Annotated in this window: 18 protein-coding genes; 10 read left to right on the forward strand and 8 right to left on the reverse strand. The window is 72.1% G+C overall.

Going from position 1 to position 20,881, the window contains the following annotated elements:
- Positions 1-10: 10 nt before the first annotated feature.
- From M4D54_RS07455 to M4D54_RS07470, 4 genes are all read right to left on the reverse strand, one after another.
- Positions 11-1,669: a serine hydrolase gene (locus M4D54_RS07455; protein WP_259890855.1), complete on the reverse strand. Its 1,659-nt coding sequence runs from the start codon at positions 1,667-1,669 to the stop codon at positions 11-13.
- A gap of 163 nt (positions 1,670-1,832) precedes the next feature.
- Positions 1,833-2,663, reverse strand: coding sequence for an SWIM zinc finger family protein (locus M4D54_RS07460; protein ID WP_259890859.1), 831 nt, complete (start codon positions 2,661-2,663; stop codon positions 1,833-1,835).
- Positions 2,660-5,848 carry a DEAD/DEAH box helicase gene (locus M4D54_RS07465; RefSeq protein ID WP_259890860.1) on the reverse strand — a complete coding sequence of 1,063 codons (3,189 nt, stop codon included), beginning with the start codon at positions 5,846-5,848 and terminating at the stop codon, positions 2,660-2,662. Before M4D54_RS07465 ends, M4D54_RS07460 begins: the two co-directional genes overlap by 4 nt.
- A gap of 99 nt (positions 5,849-5,947) precedes the next feature.
- Complete coding sequence (locus M4D54_RS07470; protein ID WP_259890861.1) at positions 5,948-7,585, reverse strand: chromosome partitioning protein; 1,638 nt, start codon at positions 7,583-7,585, stop codon at positions 5,948-5,950.
- A gap of 120 nt (positions 7,586-7,705) precedes the next feature.
- Here M4D54_RS07470 and M4D54_RS07475 point away from each other — a divergent pair, with 120 nt between their 5' ends.
- Both M4D54_RS07475 and M4D54_RS07480 read left to right on the forward strand, forming a co-directional pair.
- Entirely contained in the window at positions 7,706-8,452 is a 747-nt protein-coding gene (locus tag M4D54_RS07475) for a protein phosphatase 2C domain-containing protein (protein WP_259890862.1), read from the forward strand.
- Positions 8,453-9,109: 657 nt separating this feature from the next.
- A complete protein-coding gene (locus tag M4D54_RS07480; protein WP_193865682.1) occupies positions 9,110-9,664 on the forward strand; it encodes a hypothetical protein in 555 nt (184 codons plus the stop codon).
- A 35-nt stretch (positions 9,665-9,699) separates the two neighbouring features.
- Here M4D54_RS07480 and M4D54_RS07485 read toward each other — a convergent pair whose 3' ends face one another.
- Both M4D54_RS07485 and upp read right to left on the reverse strand, forming a co-directional pair.
- Positions 9,700-10,509, reverse strand: coding sequence for a winged helix-turn-helix domain-containing protein (locus M4D54_RS07485; protein ID WP_259789962.1), 810 nt, complete (start codon positions 10,507-10,509; stop codon positions 9,700-9,702).
- Between the two features lie 481 nt (positions 10,510-10,990).
- Positions 10,991-11,629 (reverse strand): uracil phosphoribosyltransferase, encoded by a 639-nt coding sequence (gene upp, locus M4D54_RS07490; RefSeq protein ID WP_193865681.1) that lies wholly within the window; start codon positions 11,627-11,629, stop codon positions 10,991-10,993.
- 188 nt (positions 11,630-11,817) lie between these two features.
- Here upp and M4D54_RS07495 point away from each other — a divergent pair, with 188 nt between their 5' ends.
- The 8 genes from M4D54_RS07495 (at position 11,818) to M4D54_RS07530 (ending at position 18,656) form a co-directional block, all read left to right on the forward strand.
- Positions 11,818-12,129: a hypothetical protein gene (locus tag M4D54_RS07495; RefSeq protein ID WP_193865680.1), complete on the forward strand. Its 312-nt coding sequence runs from the start codon at positions 11,818-11,820 to the stop codon at positions 12,127-12,129.
- A 123-nt stretch (positions 12,130-12,252) separates the two neighbouring features.
- Complete coding sequence (locus M4D54_RS07500) at positions 12,253-13,116, forward strand: DUF981 domain-containing protein (protein WP_259789960.1); 864 nt, start codon at positions 12,253-12,255, stop codon at positions 13,114-13,116.
- 142 nt (positions 13,117-13,258) lie between these two features.
- A complete protein-coding gene (locus tag M4D54_RS07505) occupies positions 13,259-13,558 on the forward strand; it encodes a type II toxin-antitoxin system Phd/YefM family antitoxin (RefSeq protein ID WP_193865678.1) in 300 nt (99 codons plus the stop codon).
- On the forward strand, positions 13,559-13,948 hold the full coding sequence (locus tag M4D54_RS07510; RefSeq protein WP_193865677.1) for a type II toxin-antitoxin system VapC family toxin: 390 nt from the start codon (positions 13,559-13,561) through the stop codon (positions 13,946-13,948).
- A 70-nt stretch (positions 13,949-14,018) separates the two neighbouring features.
- The gene (locus M4D54_RS07515; RefSeq protein WP_348981910.1) at positions 14,019-14,480 is read left to right on the forward strand and encodes a nucleoside deaminase; all 462 of its coding nucleotides are present in this window, start codon (positions 14,019-14,021) and stop codon (positions 14,478-14,480) included.
- Positions 14,481-14,681: 201 nt separating this feature from the next.
- A complete protein-coding gene (locus M4D54_RS07520; RefSeq protein ID WP_259890863.1) occupies positions 14,682-15,392 on the forward strand; it encodes an alpha/beta fold hydrolase in 711 nt (236 codons plus the stop codon).
- 140 nt (positions 15,393-15,532) lie between these two features.
- Positions 15,533-16,966 (forward strand): M20 family metallopeptidase, encoded by a 1,434-nt coding sequence (locus M4D54_RS07525; protein WP_193865675.1) that lies wholly within the window; start codon positions 15,533-15,535, stop codon positions 16,964-16,966.
- Positions 16,967-17,069: 103 nt separating this feature from the next.
- A complete protein-coding gene (locus tag M4D54_RS07530; protein ID WP_259890864.1) occupies positions 17,070-18,656 on the forward strand; it encodes an AbgT family transporter in 1,587 nt (528 codons plus the stop codon).
- 65 nt (positions 18,657-18,721) lie between these two features.
- On the opposite strand, the gene M4D54_RS07535 is transcribed toward M4D54_RS07530, so the two are convergent.
- A complete protein-coding gene (locus M4D54_RS07535) occupies positions 18,722-19,360 on the reverse strand; it encodes a response regulator transcription factor (RefSeq protein WP_259890865.1) in 639 nt (212 codons plus the stop codon).
- Positions 19,357-20,655, reverse strand: a complete 1,299-nt coding sequence (locus M4D54_RS07540; RefSeq protein WP_259890866.1) for a sensor histidine kinase — start codon at positions 20,653-20,655, stop codon at positions 19,357-19,359. The genes M4D54_RS07535 and M4D54_RS07540 overlap by 4 nt, the downstream gene beginning before the upstream one ends.
- Positions 20,656-20,881 lie beyond the last annotated feature (226 nt).

The raw sequence follows: 20,881 nt of genomic DNA on the forward strand, positions 1-20,881 counted from the left end.
GGACCAGCCCTCAGGCGCGCGGCACCGCCACGGTGTCCAGTCCCTGGACCAGGGCCTCGCGCCGCGGGTCCATCTGCAGGTCGATCCGCAGATCCTTCGCCCCGTCCCCACCGTCACGTGCACCGTCCGCTGATCCGTGCTTGGCCTGGTCGCCAGGAGCGCCCGGCCGACGCGGAGCCTGGGTGGGCTCGGACGACTCCTCCTCCTGCTGCGCGCCGGGAACGGTCCAGCGCAGGTGGGTCTGGCTGAGAGGCACGGCGCCCTCGGGGGTGAGGGAGCCCAGCGCGCCCAGCTCCAGGCCCGCCTGCTCGAGGGCCTGCTCCAGGCGGCGTCGCCGCTCGGCGCGGGGGATGTCCAGGTCCATGTTGTCGGCGAACCAGGTGTCGGCCAGCGCGTCGCCCGCTCCTCGCAGCCAGTCCAGGGCCGCACCGGCAGCCTGCAGGGTGCGCGGGGCCGGGGTGGGGATGCGGTCGGCCAGCAGCCGCGGCTCGTGCTTCGCGAGGATCTGCAGTGCCTGCACCGACAGCACTCCCAGCGGTGCGTACTTGCTGTTGGCCAGCGCCACCACACCTACACCGGAGTCGCGGTGCCACTGCATGAACGCCCCGTACCCCGGGTATCCACCGGAGTGGGAGACCAGCTCCCCGAGGTCCGGCAGCACGTCCACCGCCAGGCCGTAGCCGTAGCCGCGGATGCGGTCGAATCCGGGGGAGGTGCCGTCCGTGCCTGCGGGCAGGGGCGGCAGCACATGGTGACGGTGGATCTGCTGCATCTCGCGCCGTGATCCGGTGGACAGCAGGTCCTGGGAGCGGCCCGCGGCATCAGGAGCATCGGCCGCGGCGAGGAACCGCACCCAGGTGGCGATGTCGTCCACGGTGGAGTACAGGCCCGCCATCGCCCCGTACACACCGGGCTGGTCGAAGGGCACCGCCTCGAAGCGCGTGGCGTCGCTGCGCTCGTTGAGGCGGTGGCCCGTGGCCAGGCGCGCGAGGTCCAGGCCGGAGGTCTCGAAGGCGGTGTCCACCATGCCCAGCGGGTCCAGGAAGCGCTCGTGGATCTCGACGGTGTAGTCCCGACCGGTGATCTCGTCGATCACCCGGCCCAGCATCGCGAAGCCGGTGTTGGAGTACTCGTAGCGGGTGCCGGGGGTGTTCGAGCGGCCCAGGCCGCCCTGCAGCAGCTGGGCGAAGGCCTCGCGGGTCATCGACTCCTGGCGGTCACCCCACGGGTTGTCGGTGACCAGGCCGGAGTTCATCGACAGCAGGTCGCGCAGGGTGACGGGGCGGGCATCGGCGGGGGAATCGAAGGCGCCGGCGGCCTCCGGCAGGTGCTGCTCGACGGGATCGTCCAGGCGCAGCCTGCCCTCGTCGCGCAGCGCCAGGATGGTCGCGGCGGTGAAGGACTTGGTCAGCGAGGCGATGCGGGAGATGCTGCCGCGCCCCATCGGTGTGGAGCCCGGGGTGGGCTCGCCGTCCTCCAGCTCGCGGTGCCCGGCCGCACCGTGTGCCAGCACCGCCTCGTCGTGACCGTGACCCCCGACGATCGCCCAGGTCACGCCGGCGATCTGATGGTCGGTGATGGTCTTCTCGTACAGTGCGGCGATCTCGTCGATGGCCTGCTGGGGAACGGCGGGGGCGGGAGCGGCGGGGCCGGGTGCTGTGTGCTGCATGCCTGTTACCGTATCGGGTGGACCAGGGAGCCGGCATGGCCGCAGTCGCGGCGTGGCGGCGGGTGCACAGCACAGCCGTGGGCTGCGAGCCGACGGGGAGGGTGCCGCCCGCAGGAAACGACGACCGCCGCCAGTGCGCGGTCGACGACTGCTTTCTCGGGAACTACGCGCGGCCGTCCGGATGGTTGTCGACGTTCCCCGGTGATCCGTCCCGGTAGAACGCTGCGATCACCGCGGCGACGTGCTCGCCCATCACCTCGGCCACCAGGGCGGGATCCGCCCGTCGGGGGTCGAAGCCGGGGGAGCGGCGGGCAGAACCTGCGTCGGAGCCGTCGGGGGCAGCGGCGTCGCCCGAGCCGCCGGAAGCGGCGGCGTCGCCCGAACCGTCGGGGGCAGCGGCGCCGCCCGAGCCGGGCCCGTCGGGTTCCGGTGCCGATGCGTCGTCAGCCGGGACCGGACCCGTGCTCACGGGGGCCACCAGGTCCTCGATGCGCAGTCCGCGCAGGGTGAGCAGCAGCAGCGGCTTCTCGTCCACCGCCTCGACCAGCACGTACGCCAGCGCCGCGACGTGACGGCAGGGCCCGGGCCAGTCCAGGCAGGAGCAGTCGTGGGACAGCTCGGAGGGGCCGCGCGGCAGCAGGGACACCTCGTGCGCGGACAGCTCCTTCTCCACCAGCTGCGGGTACTCCCCGGCGGCCATGGTGGCCGGCAGCCCGGGGTGGGCGCGGGCCACGACCAGGAACGCCTCTGTGTCCGCAGCGGAGAACGCCGGCAGGTCCAGCTGCGGGCGGTACAGCTCCCCGTCGGAGTCCTGCACCGCGCCGCGGGCAGTGCCGGTGGTGACATCGATCCAGGCCACGCGGCCCGAGCGGGCATCCGCCCGGCCGCCCGAGGCCCTGCCCACCCCGAGGATGGTCTCCATGGCATTGCGCAGGGCGACCGCGTGCCAGCCCTTGCCGATCGGCCCGCGCCGGGACCGCAGCTGGATGTTCATTCCGGACCACCGCCCTTCTCCTCCTCCGACAGCGACAGCAGCTCCAGCAGGGAGTCGTCGTCCAGCTGGGCGAGCCAGTCCTCACCGGGGGCGATGGTGAGATCGGCCAGGGACTGCTTGTCCAGCAGCACGGTGTCGATGCGCTCCTCGATGGTGCCTGCGCTGACCAGCTTGTGCACCTGCACGTCCCGCCGCTGCCCGATGCGGAACGCCCGGTCGGTGGCCTGGTTCTCCACCGCCGGGTTCCACCAGCGGTCCAGGTGCACGACGTGGTTGGCGGCAGTGAGGGTCAGGCCCGTGCCACCGGCGCGCAGGCTCAGCAGCATCAGCCCGGGCTGGTCCCGCTGCGCCTGGAACTGTGCCACCATCTGGTCGCGGTCCTTCTTCGCCACCCCGCCGTGCAGGAAAGGCACCGGCAGCCCGAAGCGCTCGGTCCAGTACGGCACCAGCAGGTGTCCGAAGGTGGTGAACTGCGTGAACAGCAGCACCTTCTCGCCGTCGGCGAAGGCCGTCTCCAGCAGGTCGTCCACCAGCTCGAGCTTCCCGGAGCGGTGGTGCCCCTCCCGCAGCATCGGGGAGCCGTCCCCCAGGTAGTGCGCGGGATGGTTGCACACCTGCTTCAGCCGGGTCAGGGTCGAGACCACCACCGAGCGCCGCTGCTTCTGGGTGGCGGTGTCCAGCTGGTCCTTCAGATCCTCCACCAGTGCCTGGTACAGGCCCGCCTGCTCGGGGGTGAGGGTGACGGTGCGGGTCAGCTCCCGCTTCTCCGGTAGGTCCGCGATGATCGCCCGGTCCGTCTTCACGCGGCGCAGCACGAACGGGGAGGTCACCAGCTTCAGCCGGGCCAGCGCCCCGGGATCGGCCTCCTTGGAGATCGGGGAGGCCACGTGCTCGCTGAAATCGGCGGCCTTGCCCAGCAGTCCCGGCTCCACCACCTCCATCAACGAGTGGAGGTCCTCCAGACGGTTCTCCACCGGGGTGCCGGTCAGGGCCAGGCGGTGCGGGGGCCGCAGCCTCCGTGCCGCCCGGCTCACCTGCGTGTGGGCGTTCTTCAGGTGCTGCGCCTCGTCGTACACCACGCGATGCCAGTCCACCCGCTGCAGCACGGGCAGGTCCCTCGCCAGCAGGGCGTAGGTGGTGATCACCAGGTCCATGTCGGCCGCGCCGGCGGCGAAGGACTCATCGCGGACGCGATCCCCGCCGTGGTGGACGTGCACCGCCAGGTGGGGGGCGAAGGCCCGCGCCTCCCGCTGCCAGGCGCCCACCACCGACATCGGGCACACCAGCAGGGTGGGGCCGACGGGGCAGACCTCACCGCGGCTCGTGCGCCCGCTGCGGCCCGGCTCCTGCTCTCGCTCGCGGCACAGCAGGGCGAGGACCTGCATGGTCTTGCCCAGCCCCATGTCATCGGCGAGGATCCCGCCCAGCCCCAGCTGGTTCAGCTCCCACATCCAGTCCAGTCCCGCCTGCTGGTAGGGCCGCAGGGTGGCCTGCAGAGTCGCCGGCTGCGGGAGGGTGCGGGGTCCGGGCCCGCCGGGCAGCAGGCGCGCGATGCCGGCCCTGTCGGCATCCTGCAGAGCCGCTGCCCCCAGGTGCAGCTCCGCGGCGTGCGGGGACAGCACCAGGGAGAACAGTTCGGCCCACGGCAGCACCCCGCTCAGTGATCCGGGCACCGTGTCCGGCACCGGGAACAGGGACGTGAGCACCGGCATCGGGTGATCGTCAGCGGCCGACGCACCGGCCTTCCCGGACGCGGGTGCGCCGGGGGCGCCGGGGTCCTCGGCGGCCGCGCCCCCCTCCTGCTCCGGAAGGCCCGCGAGGCGAGCCGCCCGCTCGGCCGCCAGGCGCCGGAAGCGCTTGGCGCGATCGGTGAACTCGTCCAGGAACCGTTCTGCGGCGCGCAGGGTGGTCGCATCCAGCCGCACCCACCGGCCGCGCAGCTGCACCAGCTCCGACTGTGCGGCCAGGATCTCGGCCATCTCCTCGTCGGTCAGGTCCGTCTCGCCCACGGCCATCCGCCAGCGGAACTGGGTCACCTGTCCCAGTCCCACGGAGGACTCGCGCTCCCCGGCGGGCTCCTCGGTGACCTGGGGCCGCAGGGTGGCCGCCTGCTTGGTCCAGTCGCGCGGCAGCAGCACCGTCACACCCGCCTGCTCCAGCCCCGGGGCGTCGTGGGCCAGGAACGTGCCGGCCTCGGCGGTGGTCAGCAGCCAGTCCACGCCGGTGTCGTCCATCGCGGCCTGCCGCACCGTGGGAGCCAGGCGCATCACCTCGGCGGTGGCCTCCGCCGCCCCCGCCGCGGTCACGTCGCCCACCGCGCGCAGATCGGCCACCGGGAGCACGGTGCCGTCGCTCTGCCGCAGGCACGTCTGCAGCGGCCAGGCCGTGCCCACCGGGGGTTCGTGCAGGCGCACCACCAGCTCGCTGTCGGTGGAGGTCAGCTGCACCCCTATGCGGCCCGAGTCGCGGTACGCCGCGAACGCCCTCACGATCGCTCGCTGCTCGGGCACCTCGGCCTCCAGCTCCGTCTCCCCGGCCAGCGCTGCCAGCACGCCGTACCGGTCCGCGCCGGGGGCTGCAGGGGTGGGGGAGCACTGCGCGAGGTGCGCGGCGAAGGCCTGCCGGGCATGGGCGTCGACCAGGGCGTGCAGCAGACTCGGGCGACGCTCGGTGGGAGCCTGCCACCGCAGCAGCGCCCGCCCGTGATGCCACTGCACATCGACCCGCAGGTCCCGCGCCGCCACCAGCGCGCGCGCCTCGACGTCCAGCACTGTCGCGGCCAGCAGATCCGGCATCACGGTGAGCTCGGAGGCCGGGCCCTCGGAGGCCAGCCGCACCGCCGCACCCTCGGTGACCAGCTGTGACAGCTGTTCGACGGCATCGGCGCCGAAGCGCTCGCCCAAGCCCTCCCTCACTGCCGCGACCAGGTCGATCAGCGCCGGCCCGTCCAGGGGCAGGGCCGGGACGCGGCGATCAGGGGTGCCGGGGGCCCCGGGGATCCGCACCCGGTGCCGCAGTGTGGCCGGGGCCGCCGCGAGCACCTCGGCGAGAGCGTGCGGGGAGTGTGCGTGCACGGGTGCGAGCTCGCTGAGCGCGCGCGAGCGCCCCGGAGCGACCTGCTCCCGTACCCACAGCGCGGGGCCGAGGTCGTCGTCGACGACGAGGTGCAGGCGGCGGGTGGGCATCTGCTCAGACTAGATCGCGGCACCGACATCGGGCGGCCTGCCGCCGTCGCTGTGGACGACGCGCGGCATGGCCGCACACGTGCAGCGCTCCGCAGGTGCTCACATGCCGTCGATGATCAGGGCGGTGGCGTCCAGCCATGCCTCCTTGGTGGCGGAGGAGACACGGTTCCAGTCCAGGTGGGAGCCGTCCACGAACTGGTGCTCGTAGGGCACCTCGGTGACCGCGCGGGTGTGCGCACCGAAGTGGTTCATCAGGCGGGTGCGCAGCACCGGGTCGAACTTCCCCTTCGAGGAGTGGGAGAGGATCGTCACGGCGTGCTCCACCTGCGTCTGCAGGCCGGTGGCCCGCAGCTCGTCGATCATCCAGGCGGCGGCGTTGAAGGTGTCCTCGCGCACGGTGGAGATGATCACCAGCTGGTCGGCGCTGCGCACCGCAGCCATCCAGTTCGACGCCCGCACGTTGTTGCCGGTGTCGATCACCTTGATCCGGTAGAAGCGGGAGAGGGTGTCGTTCAGCTCGGTGAACGCCTCAGCGTCGATCGAGGCGGCCGATCCCGGGTCCTCGTCGGAGGCCAGGATGTCGAAGCGCATCGCTCCCTGCGGCCGCATGAACGGATCCAGGTCCGCGGCGCTGGCCTGCGGGGCCTTCATGCGGTCAAGGTCGTGCAGCAGGTCCACGGCGGTGCGGGTGTGATCGGTGGGGATGCCCCGCCAGCCCAGGGTGCCGCGGGTCTCGTTGTTGTCCCATGCCAGCACGTTGCCGCCGCGGGTCACGCCCAGCGTGGCCGCGATCATCAGTGAGGCGGTGGTCTTGTGGGCGCCGCCCTTGAGGTTCACCACCACGATGTTGCGCGGGCCGTCCAGGGGGCGGCGGATCCGCTCCAGGCGGTCGATCTCGTACTGCTCACGCCTGCCGGGGCGCGGGGAGATCACGCCGCCGGTGGCGCGGGTGAGGAAGCCCTGCCAGCCCTTGGCGGCCTTCGCCTTGGGCTTGCGGGCCGTGGTGGCCTGCAGGTCCTTCAGGGTGGGGCGGCCGTCGTCGTCGGGTCGCTGCCGCACCGGCTCACTCGTGCGGGGCCCGGCCGTTCCGGCCTCGGCGGCATCGTCGTCGGCCGTGCGGGCACGCCACGTCTCCCCGGCGCTCGACGGCGCGGAAGTAGCCGGCGGAGCCGACGGGGGCGAGCCCGGGGTGGAGCTCGGCGCGGGCGCGGCGGAGGCGGCCGAGACCGCGGAGGTCGCCGAGCTCGCGGACGGCGCGGAGGCGACCGACGCTGCGGAGTGCGCCGAGGCGTGGGCGCCGTGCGCACGACGGCGGCCCGCGCGATGCGTGCGTGCCACCGGCAGTTCCCCGGTGTACGTGGGCGCCGAGGACGGGGCGTCCCAGGGGGAGGCCGTGGGGTCACCGGGCCGACCGGAGGGCGTGGCGGCCGCGCCCCCGGAGGGCTGCAGGGAGGAGGAGGGGCGCTCGCCGGTGGGGAGCGGAGGCAGGTCCTCGTCCTCAGGGCCCGCCTCGCGCGGGGAGATCTGCCCGTTGGGCTCCACCCGCAGGAAGTGACGCGCCCCGGGCTCGAGGATCACCACGTCCAGGGCGGAGTCCTCGATCTGCGAGGCGGTGATGAACACCTGCTTCACGTTCGCCCGCAGCTCGGACAGATCGGCTCCCTCGACCTCCACCACCTCGTTGTCGAGGTGCACGCTCGCACGGGTGTCGGAGGTGATGCGCGCCTGCGCGATCATCGATCGGTCCCTTCCACGACTGCGGCCCGCGTGGGCCCGGATCCGTCCCCGATGCGGTGTGCTCGGTGACCGCACCACTCTACGGTCGACCTGCGGCATTCGTGCACCTACAGTGGCAGCGTGCGCGCTCATCTGCTCACCGACGAGGCCCTCCCGGGCGCCGACGAGGACGCCGCCGGTGTGCTGGGCGAGGTCGCCGTGGTGCTCGACGGGGCCGGGGTCCCGCAGCGGTTCCGTGCCGGCTGTCACCACTCGGTGGCCTGGTACTCCCACACCCTGGCCGCTCACCTGCTGCTGCGCGCCTGCGATCCCGCACGCACCCTGCGCGAGGCCCTCGCCGATGCCATCACCGCGGTGCGGGACCTGCACGCCGACCAGTGTGATCTGGACGCCGGGTCGCCGTCGGCCACCGTGGTGGCCGTGCGCCGGCGTGAGGACCGGCTCGAGCACCTGGTGCTGTGCGACTCCTCCCTGCTGCTGCACCACTGCGACGGCACCGTGCGCCGCATCACCGACGACCGGGTCGACCACCTGGTCCTCGCCGACCACTCGGCGCCCTCCGTCGAGGCGATGCGCAACGCCCCCGGCGGCTTCTGGCTGGCCCGGCACGAGCCGGAGGCCGCCGACGAGGCCCTGACCGGCAGCGTGCCCCTCGCGGACCTGCGGGCCGTGCACCTGGTCAGCGATGGCATCACGCGTGCGATCGACCGGCTGGGCCTGCACACGCCCGCTTCTCTCAGCGAGACCCTGCTCACCGCGCCGGAGGAACTGCTCGAGCAGCTGCGGGCCGCTGAGCGTGCTCTCGACCCCGCGCGGCGTCCCCGCAAGATCCACGACGACGCGACCGCGCTCACCCTGCGCTGGTGAGCCACGGCACCGCCGGTGAGCGGAGAGGTGGCGCATCCGCTGACCTCTACCCGGGGGATGTGGCGGCGCGGTGGGGAAGGCGCGCCGTGCTTGGCGGAGAATTGACCATCCCTTGCCGCATTCGAGACCCCGGTGCAGGATCGTCAGCCCCGCTTCTACCTGCGGGAACAATCGTCCCGTGAGCGTTTACAGCCGGGGTCCTGCGGTCTAGACTCGACCGTGTGCGCAGTGCTCGCACGATCCTCGCGCGATCTGTGGCTGCGGCTGGGGAACGGGTGCGCACCGCATGCTTGAGAGCCGGATCCAGAGGTGTGGTGGGGTAGACAGTGTTTGAAGGGGAAACTTCCCGGTGGGCCTGATAGTGTCCCCGTCGTGCTCCTGAAACCGCGGGTTTCATGCACCTGACAACTTCATAGATGTGCCGCTTCTCGAGACCCCCCTCACGGGGAGCGGCCGGATGGGCACTACGCCAGGTTCCCCCCACCTTTGGCAGCCCGTCCAGCCTGTTCGCCCGCACCCACCCCTGACGGACGACAGGCATGACGAGCGGTCCGTGAGCCCCCGACACTGTCGGCGCAGAGCTCCGGGCCGCTCGTCCCGTTCCAGGGGGATGCGCCGCGCCTGAGGCGAGGCGGCTGCGCCTGAGACCATGGCGGGGTGAACGTCTCCCTGAGCCCCGAGGCCGGTCGGGTCGACGCCGTGCGTCGGCTGTCCCGCGGACCAGCGCTGCTCCTGCTGCTGATCGGCGCGTTCTTCGCCTTCGCCGCGCTGTACATCGGCTGGTTCGGCACCCGCTGGGGCCTGCTTCTGCTGATCCCCGCCGTGGTCCTGGCCGCCGGGACGCGGGCACTGTGGTCCCGCCCCCGCCGCGGCCAGAAGGCGCTGCGATCAGGCGACCCGCACCTGCGCCTGGACCACACCGGGGCCACCGCGGCCGACGGGCCCACGATCCCCTGGCAGCAGATCGACCGCATCGACCTGCTGCGTGCGGCGGAGACCCCGCTGGACGCCCTGCCCGAGGGATCGCGCGCCACCGTGATGAACGTCGGGGGCACCCGCGGGCGGTGGAGCATCACCCTGCGGGACGGCAGCGAGCGCACCGGCCTCTTCGACTTCGTACCCACCGAGGAGTACCACCGCTTCCTCATCACCGGCCGTGACCTGGCGCGCGTCGGGGGCGCGGTGCTGCTGGACGGCCAGGACGGCCCCTGAGCAGGAGAGCCGCTGAGCAGGGGCGCTCCTGAGCCTCAGCCCAGGATGGCCACGTCGCTGCCCGGGTCCAGGCGGTACCCGGTACCGCGCACGGTGGAGACCAGCTTGCGGTAGCGGCCCAGCTTGGTGCGCAGCCGCCGTACGTGCACGTCCACGGTGCGCTCACCGGTCTCGGCGGGGGCGTCGGACCACACGGTGGTCATGAGCTCCTCGCGGGAGACGGTGCGACGGGCATTGCGCGCCAGGTGGGCCAGCAGCTCGAACTCCTTGTAGGTGAGGTCCACGTCCTGGCCGTCGATCCGCACGCGCCTGCCGTACAGGTCCAGCACCAGGGCGCTGTCCCCCGGGGCGGAGGGGCTCGAGGGGCTGACGGCGGTCGCCGCGAAGGCGCGTCGGCGTGCGTTCTCCGCATCCCGACGGGCCGGGGAGGTGGGGGAGACGGTGCCGGTGCGGCGGGGGCGCAGCGGGCTGATCGCGGCCTGCTGACGAGTGGGAGGCAGCGCCTTCTCGCTGCGGGGCGCGGCCACGAAGGGGCGCGGGCTGGTCACCGTCACCGTGGTGAGCCCGCGGCGGGCCGAGGTGAGGCGGGTGGCCTGAGCGCGCAGGTTGTCGGCCAGCAGGGCGGCCTCGACGTCACCGGTGCCGGAGGGCAGGGTGACCGAGACGGTGATGGTCACGCCGTTCTCGCCGGAGGGCAGGGCCCGGGCGTGGGCGGGCGCCGGGGAGGGCCGGCCGCCGCGGTCGGTGCGCGGGGAAGAGGGGGTCGACAGGCGCAGGTCGTGGGAGGCGGTCGCCCCACGGGTGGGCAGGGGGTGAGAGGTGGTGCGGTCCAGTGCGATGGTCATGATGCAAGTTCTCCGGGGTGCGGCGCGGTGGGCGCGGCGGATGGTGGACCCGGGATCCCGGTGATCGACGCACGGTGGCGGATCTGTGGGGTGTGCTCCCGGTGGCACCTGGAACCCGCGCCTTCCGGCCGGCTCCTGTCAGCCGACCCCGGAGGTGTCTCGAGCGCTCAGAGGCTCGGCTGACGCTGCATCATCTGCATCATCATCATCATCGAGCGCATCATGGCGGAGGCCACCCGGATGGCGGCCTCGACGCGAACGGCGATCGATGTCATGCGGCGATCATGCACCCGGGACGCTTGAAGGGCAAGACAGTGTTCACACTGTGAAACGGAGACGGTGCGAAACGGAGGCAGGGCGAATCGGAGCCCAGGCGGATCAGCTGCAGCGGCGCAGCACCAGGCGCCCGCCCGGCGCGACACCGCCGGCGGCGCGGCGCAGGATCGCGGAGCGGGACAGGGGCTGGGTCCGAGCGGGGGTGTCAGTCGACCACGCCGAAGAGGCGGTCGCCTGCATCGCCCAGACCGGGGACGATGTAGCCCTTCTCGTTGAGCTTCTCGTCGATCGCGGCGGTGACGATGGTGAGGTCGATGGACGGATCCACCGCTTCCTGCATGGCCTTCAGCCCCTCCGGGGCGGCCAGCAGGGTCACGCACGTGATGTCCCGGGCGCCCCGCTCGTGGATGTACTCGCACGCGGCGATCAGGGTGTGGCCGGTGGCCAGCATCGGGTCCAGCACGAAGCACTGGCGGCCGGAGAGGTCCTCGGGCAGGCGGTTGGCGTAGGTGGTGACCTCGAGGGTCTGCTCGTTGCGCACCATGCCCAGGAAGCCCACCTCGGCGGTGGGCAGCAGGCGGGTGAGCCCGTCCAGCATGCCCAGGCCCGCGCGCAGGATCGGCACCACCATGGGCTTGGGACGGGACAGCTTGGTGCCGGTCATCTCGGTCACCGGGGTCTCGATCTGCACCGGGGCCACGGCCACGTTGCGGGTGGCCTCGTAGGCCAGCAGCGTCACCAGTTCGTCGGCGAGCTGGCGGAACACGGAGGAGTGCGTGGAGCGGTCGCGCAGCACCGTCAGTTTGTGGGCGACGAGCGGGTGGTCGATCTCGAGGACGCGCATGGCCCCGAATCTACCGGAGGCCTGGGGGATGCGAGGACGCGGAGGGTCCTCAAGCGGCAGCGGATCCGAGGTACCGGTGACATATGTGAGGGGACAGTGGTGACAGAGCGCTCTGCCCGGACGGCCGCAGTCGCGGAAGAGTGATTCCCGTACGGACGAACGACGCCCCCTGAGAGGAAGGGAAGACGATGACCACCCCCACCACGAAGACCGCCCCGAGCGCCCGCCCTGCCCCCGCCTTCGACGGCCTGCGCACCGCCGGTCTGCTGACCACGATCGTGCTGGCCGCGCTGATCATGGCCGCCACCGCCGTCGATGCCGTTCGCTCCGGCATGCTGCAGCTCGGTGAGGGGCCCGTGACCGATGCGATCCCGGCCTCCTTCTACGGTGCGGCCGTGCTTCCGGATCTGCTCGTCCACAACGTCGGCTGGGTGATCGCCCTGGGCGTGCTGATGATCCTCGGTGCCGGAGCGGCGCTGACCCGCTCGATCCGCAGCTGATCGGGACCGACGGTCGCTGGCGGTGCGGGGCTCCTGCAGACGGCGGGGTCTCGCGCCGCGCTGTTGAGCGATCAGACACCACCGTCGGACCTACCGAGAACCCGCCGCGGGTATGTTGATTGAGTGATCATCTACAACACCATCATGGCCATCGCCGCGGGCGCCGGCCTGCTCACTCTGGTCCTCTTCCTGCGGGAACTGCTGGGCATGCGCAGGCCCGCGGCCGACGGCGCCCTCCGCCCCGTCGCCTACGACGGCTGGGCCCTCAGCTTCGGCGTGCTGGCCGCCGTGCTCATCACCACCGGCCTGCACATGACCCTGGTGTGGCCGCTGGAGGAGCTCCCCTTCGACAACATCATCTTCGGCGAGCCCGCCCTGGCCTTCGGCCTGCTGATGGCCGCACTGGCCTTCTTCCTGTGGCGCCGCCGCGACGAGCTGCGCGCCTCCACCAACCCCCTGCGGGACTTCTTCGAGACACTGCGCCCGCTCACCCCGTTCATCGTGGGCATGGGCCTGGCCTGCATCGCCATCCTGTTCGTGGGTAACATCTACACCCTGTTCGCCGCCCCCGAGTGGGAGCCGATCTCCGGCTACTTCGCCAAGTGGCCCTGGTTCGAGGCCGCGATCATCTCCGGCCTGTACGGGATCATCGGCATCGCCGCGGCGCTGTTCCCCTTCGCCATGCACGGCGTGGTCGACGCCAATGCGCACCGCTACCCCCATGTGGTGACCCAGGCCTCCTCCACGGGCAAGCGCGCCGCCGGTGCCCATGCGACCGACGCCGACGGCGCTGCGGATCGTGAGTCCGACGCCGAGGCCGCGCGTGCCGCGGCTGCGACCGAGCAGGCCGTCGTGCCGGGCCTGGCCAAGCTCGTGGTGGCTCTCCTTGTAACGGCGGGCCTGTTCCTGCTGCTGTTCGGTGCGCTGAACTACTACACCCATGTGGGAATGATCGTGAACGAGCTCGAGTTGGGCATGCGCCCCTGACCTGCTGTGCCCTTCCTGCTGCGGTGCCCCATCGGATGCGTCCGGTGGGGCACCGCCCTTCGTCGCCCAGTTCCCGCGGGTGTGCATTCCGCAGTTGACCAGATCGGTTGACCAGGGTGGTTCGAGCTTTTAGCCTTGGAGGATGAGGGTCCAGGGTGGGGCAGTGCAGAAGGGGGCAACGGAGAGTTCCGGTGCCACGGCAGATCACGATGCCCCTCGCGTGGTGAAGGTGCAGGACGCGAAGACGCAGCTGTCTGCACTGCTGCGGGAGGTGGAGAGCGGTGCCGAGGTGACGATCGCCCGGGGGGACCGGCAGGTCGCCCGCCTGGCACCGCTGCGCTCTGATCTGGAGGCCCGTCCCTTCGGGTTCATCTCCTACACACTCCCCGAGAGCTTCTTCGACGAGCTGCCGGAGGATGAGCTCACGGCGTGGGAGGCGTGAGTGGAGCTGCTGGTCGATACCCATGTGCTGATTTGGGGGTTGTCGCAGCCGGAGCGACTCTCCTCCGCGGCCACGGAGGTTCTTGCCGACCCCGATGTCGTCGTCCTGGTCAGCGCGGCAACGGCGTGGGAGCTGGCCACGAAGGTGCGCATTGGCAAGCTGCCCGGCGGTGAGCACCTCGTCCTGGACTACGTCCGCAACCTCGAACGGTGGTTGGCGCGAGAGCTTCCCGTGAGCAGTGCAGACTCCCTCCTGGCAGGCACCATGGCGTGGGCGCACCGTGATCCGTTCGACCGCATGCTCGCGTCTCAAGCGCTGCGCAGGGGATGCCCTCTGGTCAGCTCGGACCGCATGTTCGACCAGGTCAGCGGACTGCGACGGATCTGGTGAGTGCCCTGGTCGCTGTGCGCGATGCGGGTTAGCAGCGACAGTGCGCTCCACGAACCGGGACAATGAGCCCGTGACCGACGACGACCTGATGGGCCTGGCGATCGACGAGGCCCGCGCCGCTGCCGCACGCGAGCCCGCCGACGTCCCCATCGGCGCGCTCGTGCTGGGACCGGGCGGTGAGGTGCTGGCCGCAGCCGGCAACCGCCGGGAGGCCGATGAGGACCCGACGGCTCACGCCGAGATCCTGGCCCTGCGGGAGGCCGCCCGGGCGACCGGGCGATGGAACCTCACCGGCTGCACACTCGTGGTCACCCTCGAGCCGTGCACCATGTGTGCGGGTGCGATCGTGCTCGCCCGTATCCAGCGCGTGGTCATCGGGGCGATGGACCCGAAGGCCGGGGCCGCCGGATCCCTCTACGACCTGCTGCGCGAGCCCCGGCTGAACCACCGCGCCGAGGTCACCGTGGGCGTGCGAGGGCAGGAGTGCGGTGACCTGCTGCGGGATTTCTTCCGCGCGCGGCGCAAGCGCTGACTGCGGGCACGCGCACGCCGATGACGGTCAGGAGCACAGCGCACCCGCCGGAATCGCGCATGCCGTCGGCATCGCGAACGCCGGTGGCGAGGGGACCGTCCTCGTTCATGGCCGCTCCTGGTGGATGGGCGCGACTGGTCGGGCCGGCGGAGCCAGCGTGAGCCCCTGGCGTCCGCTGGTCAAGGGGTGCACACTTCCTCCATGGACATCATCCTGCTGCCCGGGCTGTGGCTCGACGGCTCCGTCTGGGAGCCCGTGCTGGGACCGCTGCGCGAAGCCCTGCACCGGCCCTTCCCCCTCACCCTGCCCGGCCAGGGTGCCGCCACACCCGGCGCGGCCCCCGCGGCGGCAGCCGCCGGCCTCGACGACCAGCTCGAGGCTGCCCTCGCCCCGATCGACGCCGCCGACGACCGGGTGCTGGTAGTGGGGCACTCCGCGGCCTCCACCCTCGCCTGGATGGTGGCGGACCGCCGTGTGGACGACGTCGCCGCGGTGGTGATGATCGGCGGCATGCCCGCTCCCGAAGGAGAGGCCTACGCGGGCTTCGCCCCGGTCTCGGACGGCGTCAGCGTCTTCCCCGGCTGGGAGGCATTCGCGGGGCCGGACAGCGACGACCTCGACGCCGGGGCCCGCGCCTGGCTCGAGGCCCGCATGCACCCTTTGCCCGAGTCCGTCACCCGCGCCCCCGTGCACTACACCGACCCGCGTCGACACGAGGTGCCGGTGGCGATGGTGTGCCCCGAGTACTCGCCCGAGGATGCCCGTCAGTGGCTGGCCGCCGGCGATCTGCCCGAGCTCGAGCCAGTGCGGGACCTGCGCTTCGTGGATCTCGACAGCGGGCACTGGCCGATGGCGAGCGCACCCCGGCAGCTGGCCGGGGTCATCGCCGGGGTCGCCGCTGACCTCGGATGATGGGCCTGCTCAGTCCCGCGCCGGGCCGAGGCCGACGCGCTCGCGGCAGGCCTGAGCGGGGGCGGCGAGCCGCCCGCGCAGAAGCGGTCGATCCCGGACATCCGGCACGGATCGCAACGGCCGGTCGTTATCCTGCGGCAATGACCGACCGTGACCCCCGCGACCTCCTGGACCTCTCGACCTTCCCCGCTGCCGAGCCGATCCCGCCGTCCTCCGACTACGTGGATCAGCTCGAGGCGCAGACCCGCACGGCGATGCGCACCCGTCGTCACGCGGGCTCCGAGCACACCGGCGCCCCCGCCCAGCTGCACGACGCGCTCGAGGCAGAGGTCGAGGCCGTTCACGGCGAACTGGTCGAGCTGATGCTGGACCTGTACGAGCACCCCGAGGTCGCCTTCGCGGAGGTGCGGTCCAGCAGGGCCATCGTCGAGGTGCTGCGCAAGCACGGCATCGAGGCCGAGCTGGGCGCCCACGGCGTCGAGACCGCCATCCGCGCCGAGATCCGCGGGGCCGCCGCGTCCGATGCGGAAGGCGCCACCGGGGCCGAGAGTGACGCGGCTGCCGCGCCCGGCGCCCCCACCCTCGCGGTGCTCTCCGAGTACGACGCCCTGCCGGTCGTCGGCCACGGCTGCGGCCACAACGTGATCGCCGTGATGGGGCTGGGGGCGTTCCTGGCCCTCGCGGCGCTGGCGAAGAAGGACCCGTCGGCCGTGCCCGGTCGCATCGTCTACCTGGGCACCCCCGCTGAGGAGGGCCACTCCGGCAAGGAGGTCATGGCCGCCGGCGGCGCGTGGGACGACATCGACATGGCCGTGATGGCCCACCCCTTCAGCCACGATGTGGCCGACACCGCCTGGCTGGGCCGCCGCACCCTCACCGTCGAGTTCCACGGCCGCACCGCCCACGCCTCCGCCCAGCCCTTCATGGGCCGCAACGCGCTGGACGCCGCGAGCCTGATGTACCAGGGGATCGGACTACTTCGCCAGCAGATCCCGCCGTCGGACCGCGTGCACGCCGTGATCCGCGAGGGCGGCGACCGGGCCAGCGTGATTCCCGACCTGGCCCGACTGGACCTGTACGTGCGGTCCCTGGCCCCCGAGACGCTGCGCGACCTGTCCCGGCGCATCGAGGACGTGGCCCGCGGCGCCGCCCTGATGACCAGCTGCGGCGTCACCGTCACCTGGGACAAGCAGCCCCCGTCCCTGCCGGTGCGCACCAACACCACCCTCACCGGGCGCTGGGTGGAGGCCCAGCGGCGCCGCGGCCGCGACCCGCTGCCCCGCGGCGTGGTCTCCGAGACCCTCGCCGCCTCCACCGACTTCGGCAACGTCAGCTTCCGCCTGCCCGGCATCCACCCGATGATCCGCATCGCCGACCCCGACACGGCCCTGCACACCCGCGAGTTCGCGAAGGCCGCCACCTCGGACCTGGCCCGCAGCGCCGCGGCCGACGGTGCCTACGGCCTGGCCGCGACCCTGCTGGACGTGCTGCACGACCCCGCTCTCTCGAAGGCCGTCACCGAGGAGTTCGAGGAGGCCGGCGGCGCGATCGACGTGCCCGGCTACTTCGACTGAACACACCCGGCCGGTGCCGCCGGCGTCGTACCATTCCCTGCCGGCCCACCCCGGGCCGACGGTTCCCCCCATCCCCGACCCATCCCATCCCCCAGGAGAACCTATGAGCACGGCGACCACCCAGCCGTCCGGCCCCCGCGGGCTCGGCGACCGGCTCCTCAACGGTGTCGAGAGGCTCGGCAACAAGCTGCCCGAGCCCTTCATGCTGTTCCTCGTGCTGTTCCTGATCACGGGCCTGGTGTCCACCGGCATGGCGCTCGCCGACGTCTCGGTCACCGTGCCCGGCACGGATGAGCCTACGGTCATCAAGGGCCTGTTCACCGGGGAGGGCCTGACCTGGCTCACCTCGAGCCTGGGGGAGAACTACGTCGGGTTCCCGCCGCTGAAGACCGTGCTGCCGATCCTGCTGGCGATCGGCATCGCCGAGCACTCCGGCATGCTCTCGGCCGCGGTGCGCAAGCTGTTCGGCTCCTCCCCGGCCTGGCTGCTGCCGTACGTGGTGGGCCTGGTGGGCGTTGTCAGCTCGATCATGGCCGACTCCGCCTTCGTGGTGGTGCCCCCGCTGGCCGCGCTGGTGTTCAAGGCAGCCGGCCGTCATCCCGTGGCCGGCCTGCTGGGCGGCTTCGCCGCAGCCGGTGCGGGCTACTCCACCAACCTGTTCCCCACCAGCTTGGACGCGCTGTTCGCCGGCATCACCACCTCCGTGATGGGCGCCCTGCCCGGCTACGAGTTCGATCCGGTGAACCCGGTCTCGAACTGGTGGTTCAACATCGCCTCCTCGATCGTGCTGGGCATCGTGGCCGGCTTCATCATCGACCGCATCCTGGAGCCGCGCATCGTCCGTGAGGGCATCCCGCGCGACGAGATCGCCACCGACTCCGACGCCACCGATCGTGCCGACGCCGAGCAGATGCGCGCCGAGCTCGACCCGAAGGAGAACAGGGGCCTGCTGATCGCGGTGCTGGCGGCCGTGGTGCTCACCGCGGTGCTGCTGGTGGCGGTGCTGCCCTCCGGCTCGCCGTGGCGCAACGAGGAGGGCGGCTTCCTGCCGAAGTCCCCGCTGCTGGACTCCATCGTGTTCATCGTGTTCATCTACTTCGTGGTGGTCGGCGCGATCTACGGCTGGGTGGTGGGCACCCTGCGCACCACCAAGGATGCCGTCGCGATGATGACCAACGCGCTGAAGGACATGCTCCCGTTCCTCGTGCTGGCGTTCATCCTGGGCCAGTTCATCGCCCTGTTCAACTGGTCCGGCATCGGCTCCTGGATCGCCGTCACCGGCGCCGCGGGCCTGGAGAGCGCGAACCTGACCGGCTTCCCCGCGATCGTCGGCTTCATGCTGCTGGCGAGCTTCCTGAACCTGTTCATCATCTCGGGCTCCTCGATGTGGGCGATCATGGCCGCGGTGTTCGTGCCGATGTTCGCGCTGATCGGCTACGAGCCCGCCTTCACCCAGGCCGCGTTCCGCGTGGGCGACTCCGCCACCCAGGTGATCACCCCGATGAACCCGTACATGATCGTGCTGCTGGGCATGCTGCGCCGCTACCAGCCCGAGGCGGGCTTCGGCACCCTGATGGCCCGCATGCTGCCCTTCGTGGTGCCGTTCTGGATCTTCTGGGCCGCGATCCTGGCGGTCTTCTTCTACCTGGACATTCCGCTGGGGCCGGGCAACGGCATCTTCATCGGCTGATCCCGCAGGCGGGACGTGGCTGATCCCGCAGGCGGGGAGGCCGCCGGTCGCCCCGCCCCCGGTGCTCAGATCCAGCCGTGCCTGCGGGCGATCGCCACAGCCTCATGACGGTTGGAGGCCTGCAGCTTCGCCTGCGCGTTGGAGAGGTAGTTGCGCACCGTGCCCTCGGCCAGATGCGCACGCCGGGCGATCTGGTCGATGCTGGCGCCGTCGGCCGCGTACTCCAGCACGTCCGATTCACGCGGTGTGAGCGGGGAGTCGCCGGAGGAGATGGTCTCCGCGGCCAGCTCCGGATCGATAGCCCGCCTGCCCGCGGCGACCGCCCGCACCGCCTCCGCCAGCTGGGGCGCCGAGGTGGTCTTGGGCAGGAACCCCAGGATCCCCTGCTCGAGGGCCCGCTTGAGGTAGCCGGGGCGGGCGTGGGAGGTGAGGATCATGCACCGTGTGGCGGGGGAGTGCTCCGCGATGGCCGCGCAGATCTCCAGGCCGTCCCCGTCGGGCAGCTGCAGGTCCACCACGGCGACGTCCGGGGTGTGCTCCGAGGTGGCGCGGACGCCCTCGGCGGCCGAGGACGCCTGGGCGACGACGTCGATGTCCTCCTCCAGGCTCAGCATGGTGGCCAGCGCCGAGCGGATCAGGTTCTCGTCGTCGATCAGCACCACGCGCAGCGGGCTGCCGGGGGTGGTCGGGGTGCTGGGAGTCATCGGGGTCCTCCATCGGACGGGGTGGGTGCGGTCTCGCCCGGGTCGATGGGGCCGGGCGTCGATGCGGTGCCGGTCCCGGGCGCGAAGTGCAGGGCCAGCGTGAAGGACTCGCCCTCCCGACGCGCGCTGAGGGCACGCGCGGGGCCGATGCGCTCACGCAGGCCGCGCAGGCCGGTGCCCTCGGTGACGGGCCGGGCATTCTCCGTGACGGGCTGGGCACCTGCCGTGACGGGCTGGGCACCTGCCGTGGCGGGCTGGCCCCCATCGGGCGCAACGGCCAAAGCGCCGTCGTTGGTGACGGTCAGCCCATCGGCCCCCAGTTCGATGGTGACCGCGGTGGCGTCGGCATGGCGCAGCAGGTTGGTGCCGGCCTCCCGCAGCACCCAGGTGGCGGCCTCCGCATGCTGGGCGGGGACGTCCTGCGCCTCGCCGCGCAGATGGGTGCGGATCCCCGCCGAGCGCAGCAGCGACAGAGTGCCCTGCAGCTCAGAGGCGAGGTCCACGTCGCGGTAGCCGCGCACCAGGGCGCGCACGTCGGCCAGGGAGGAGCGGGCCATCGCGGAGATGGACCTGGCGTGCTCGGCGGCGCGCGGGTCACCTCGCTCGGCCAGCTGGGTGACCAGCTCCGCGGTCACCGCGATCGAGGAGAGGTCCCTGCCCATCACGTCGTGCAGGTCGCGGCTGAAGCGCAGGCGCTCCTCGGCCAGTGCGAGCCGGCCCTCCATCTGCCGGGCGCGGTCGATGCCGTCCACCAGCTCCAGCAGCCACAGGGAGCTGCGCAGACCGATGACGATCGCCAGCATGAACGATCCGATCGGGGCGGCGACGGGCACGGGGAGCCCGGCCAGCACGGCGATGCCGGTCAAGGCTGCCGCGGAGAGGATCGCGGTCCACCAGCGCAGCACCATGTGCACGGTGACCAGACCCGACAGAACGGTGATCAGGTTGATCATCACCACGGGGTCCTGCTCGTCGGGCGCCGCGGGAGAGATCGCGCGCGCCAGCAGCATCACCAGGGCCACCACTGCGGGCGCGGCCGCGGCCACGTGCGCCCGCCAGGGCAGCGGCCGATCGCGCAGACCGTCGCGCCAGCGCACCAGCCACCACGCAGCCGCGGCGGTGGAGAGGGCCGTCTGCAGCACGAAAAGGGCGGCGGACAAGGGGTGGTCAGGCAGATCGGGGGGCTCCACCCAGCTGACGAACAGCGCGAACACCGGCATGCCCGCCACCAGGACCAGCGCCGAGGTCGCGGTGTACCAGAAGAACACCGAAGACGGGCGGGAGGCGGTGGTCATGGGTCGATCCTTCCATGGCGGTGACGGCGTGCGTCGTGGGGAGCGGGTCGGCGAGGTTCGTTTGTCATACCCCCTCCGTAGCGTGGTTCACATCGCTCGACGTCGACGTCGGAAGGGAGGGGAGCGCAGTGCCGGTGCATCGCTGGGAGAATGGCCGACTGGTCGAGGAGCCGCGCCGCGCTCCACGTGGGCGTCGGGTCCGCGGCGTCCCCGACGAGCCCCGGGC

Source organism: Brachybacterium sp. p3-SID1565 (assembly GCF_025143785.1).
GTDB classification, from domain to species: Bacteria; Actinomycetota; Actinomycetes; order Actinomycetales; family Dermabacteraceae; genus Brachybacterium; species Brachybacterium epidermidis.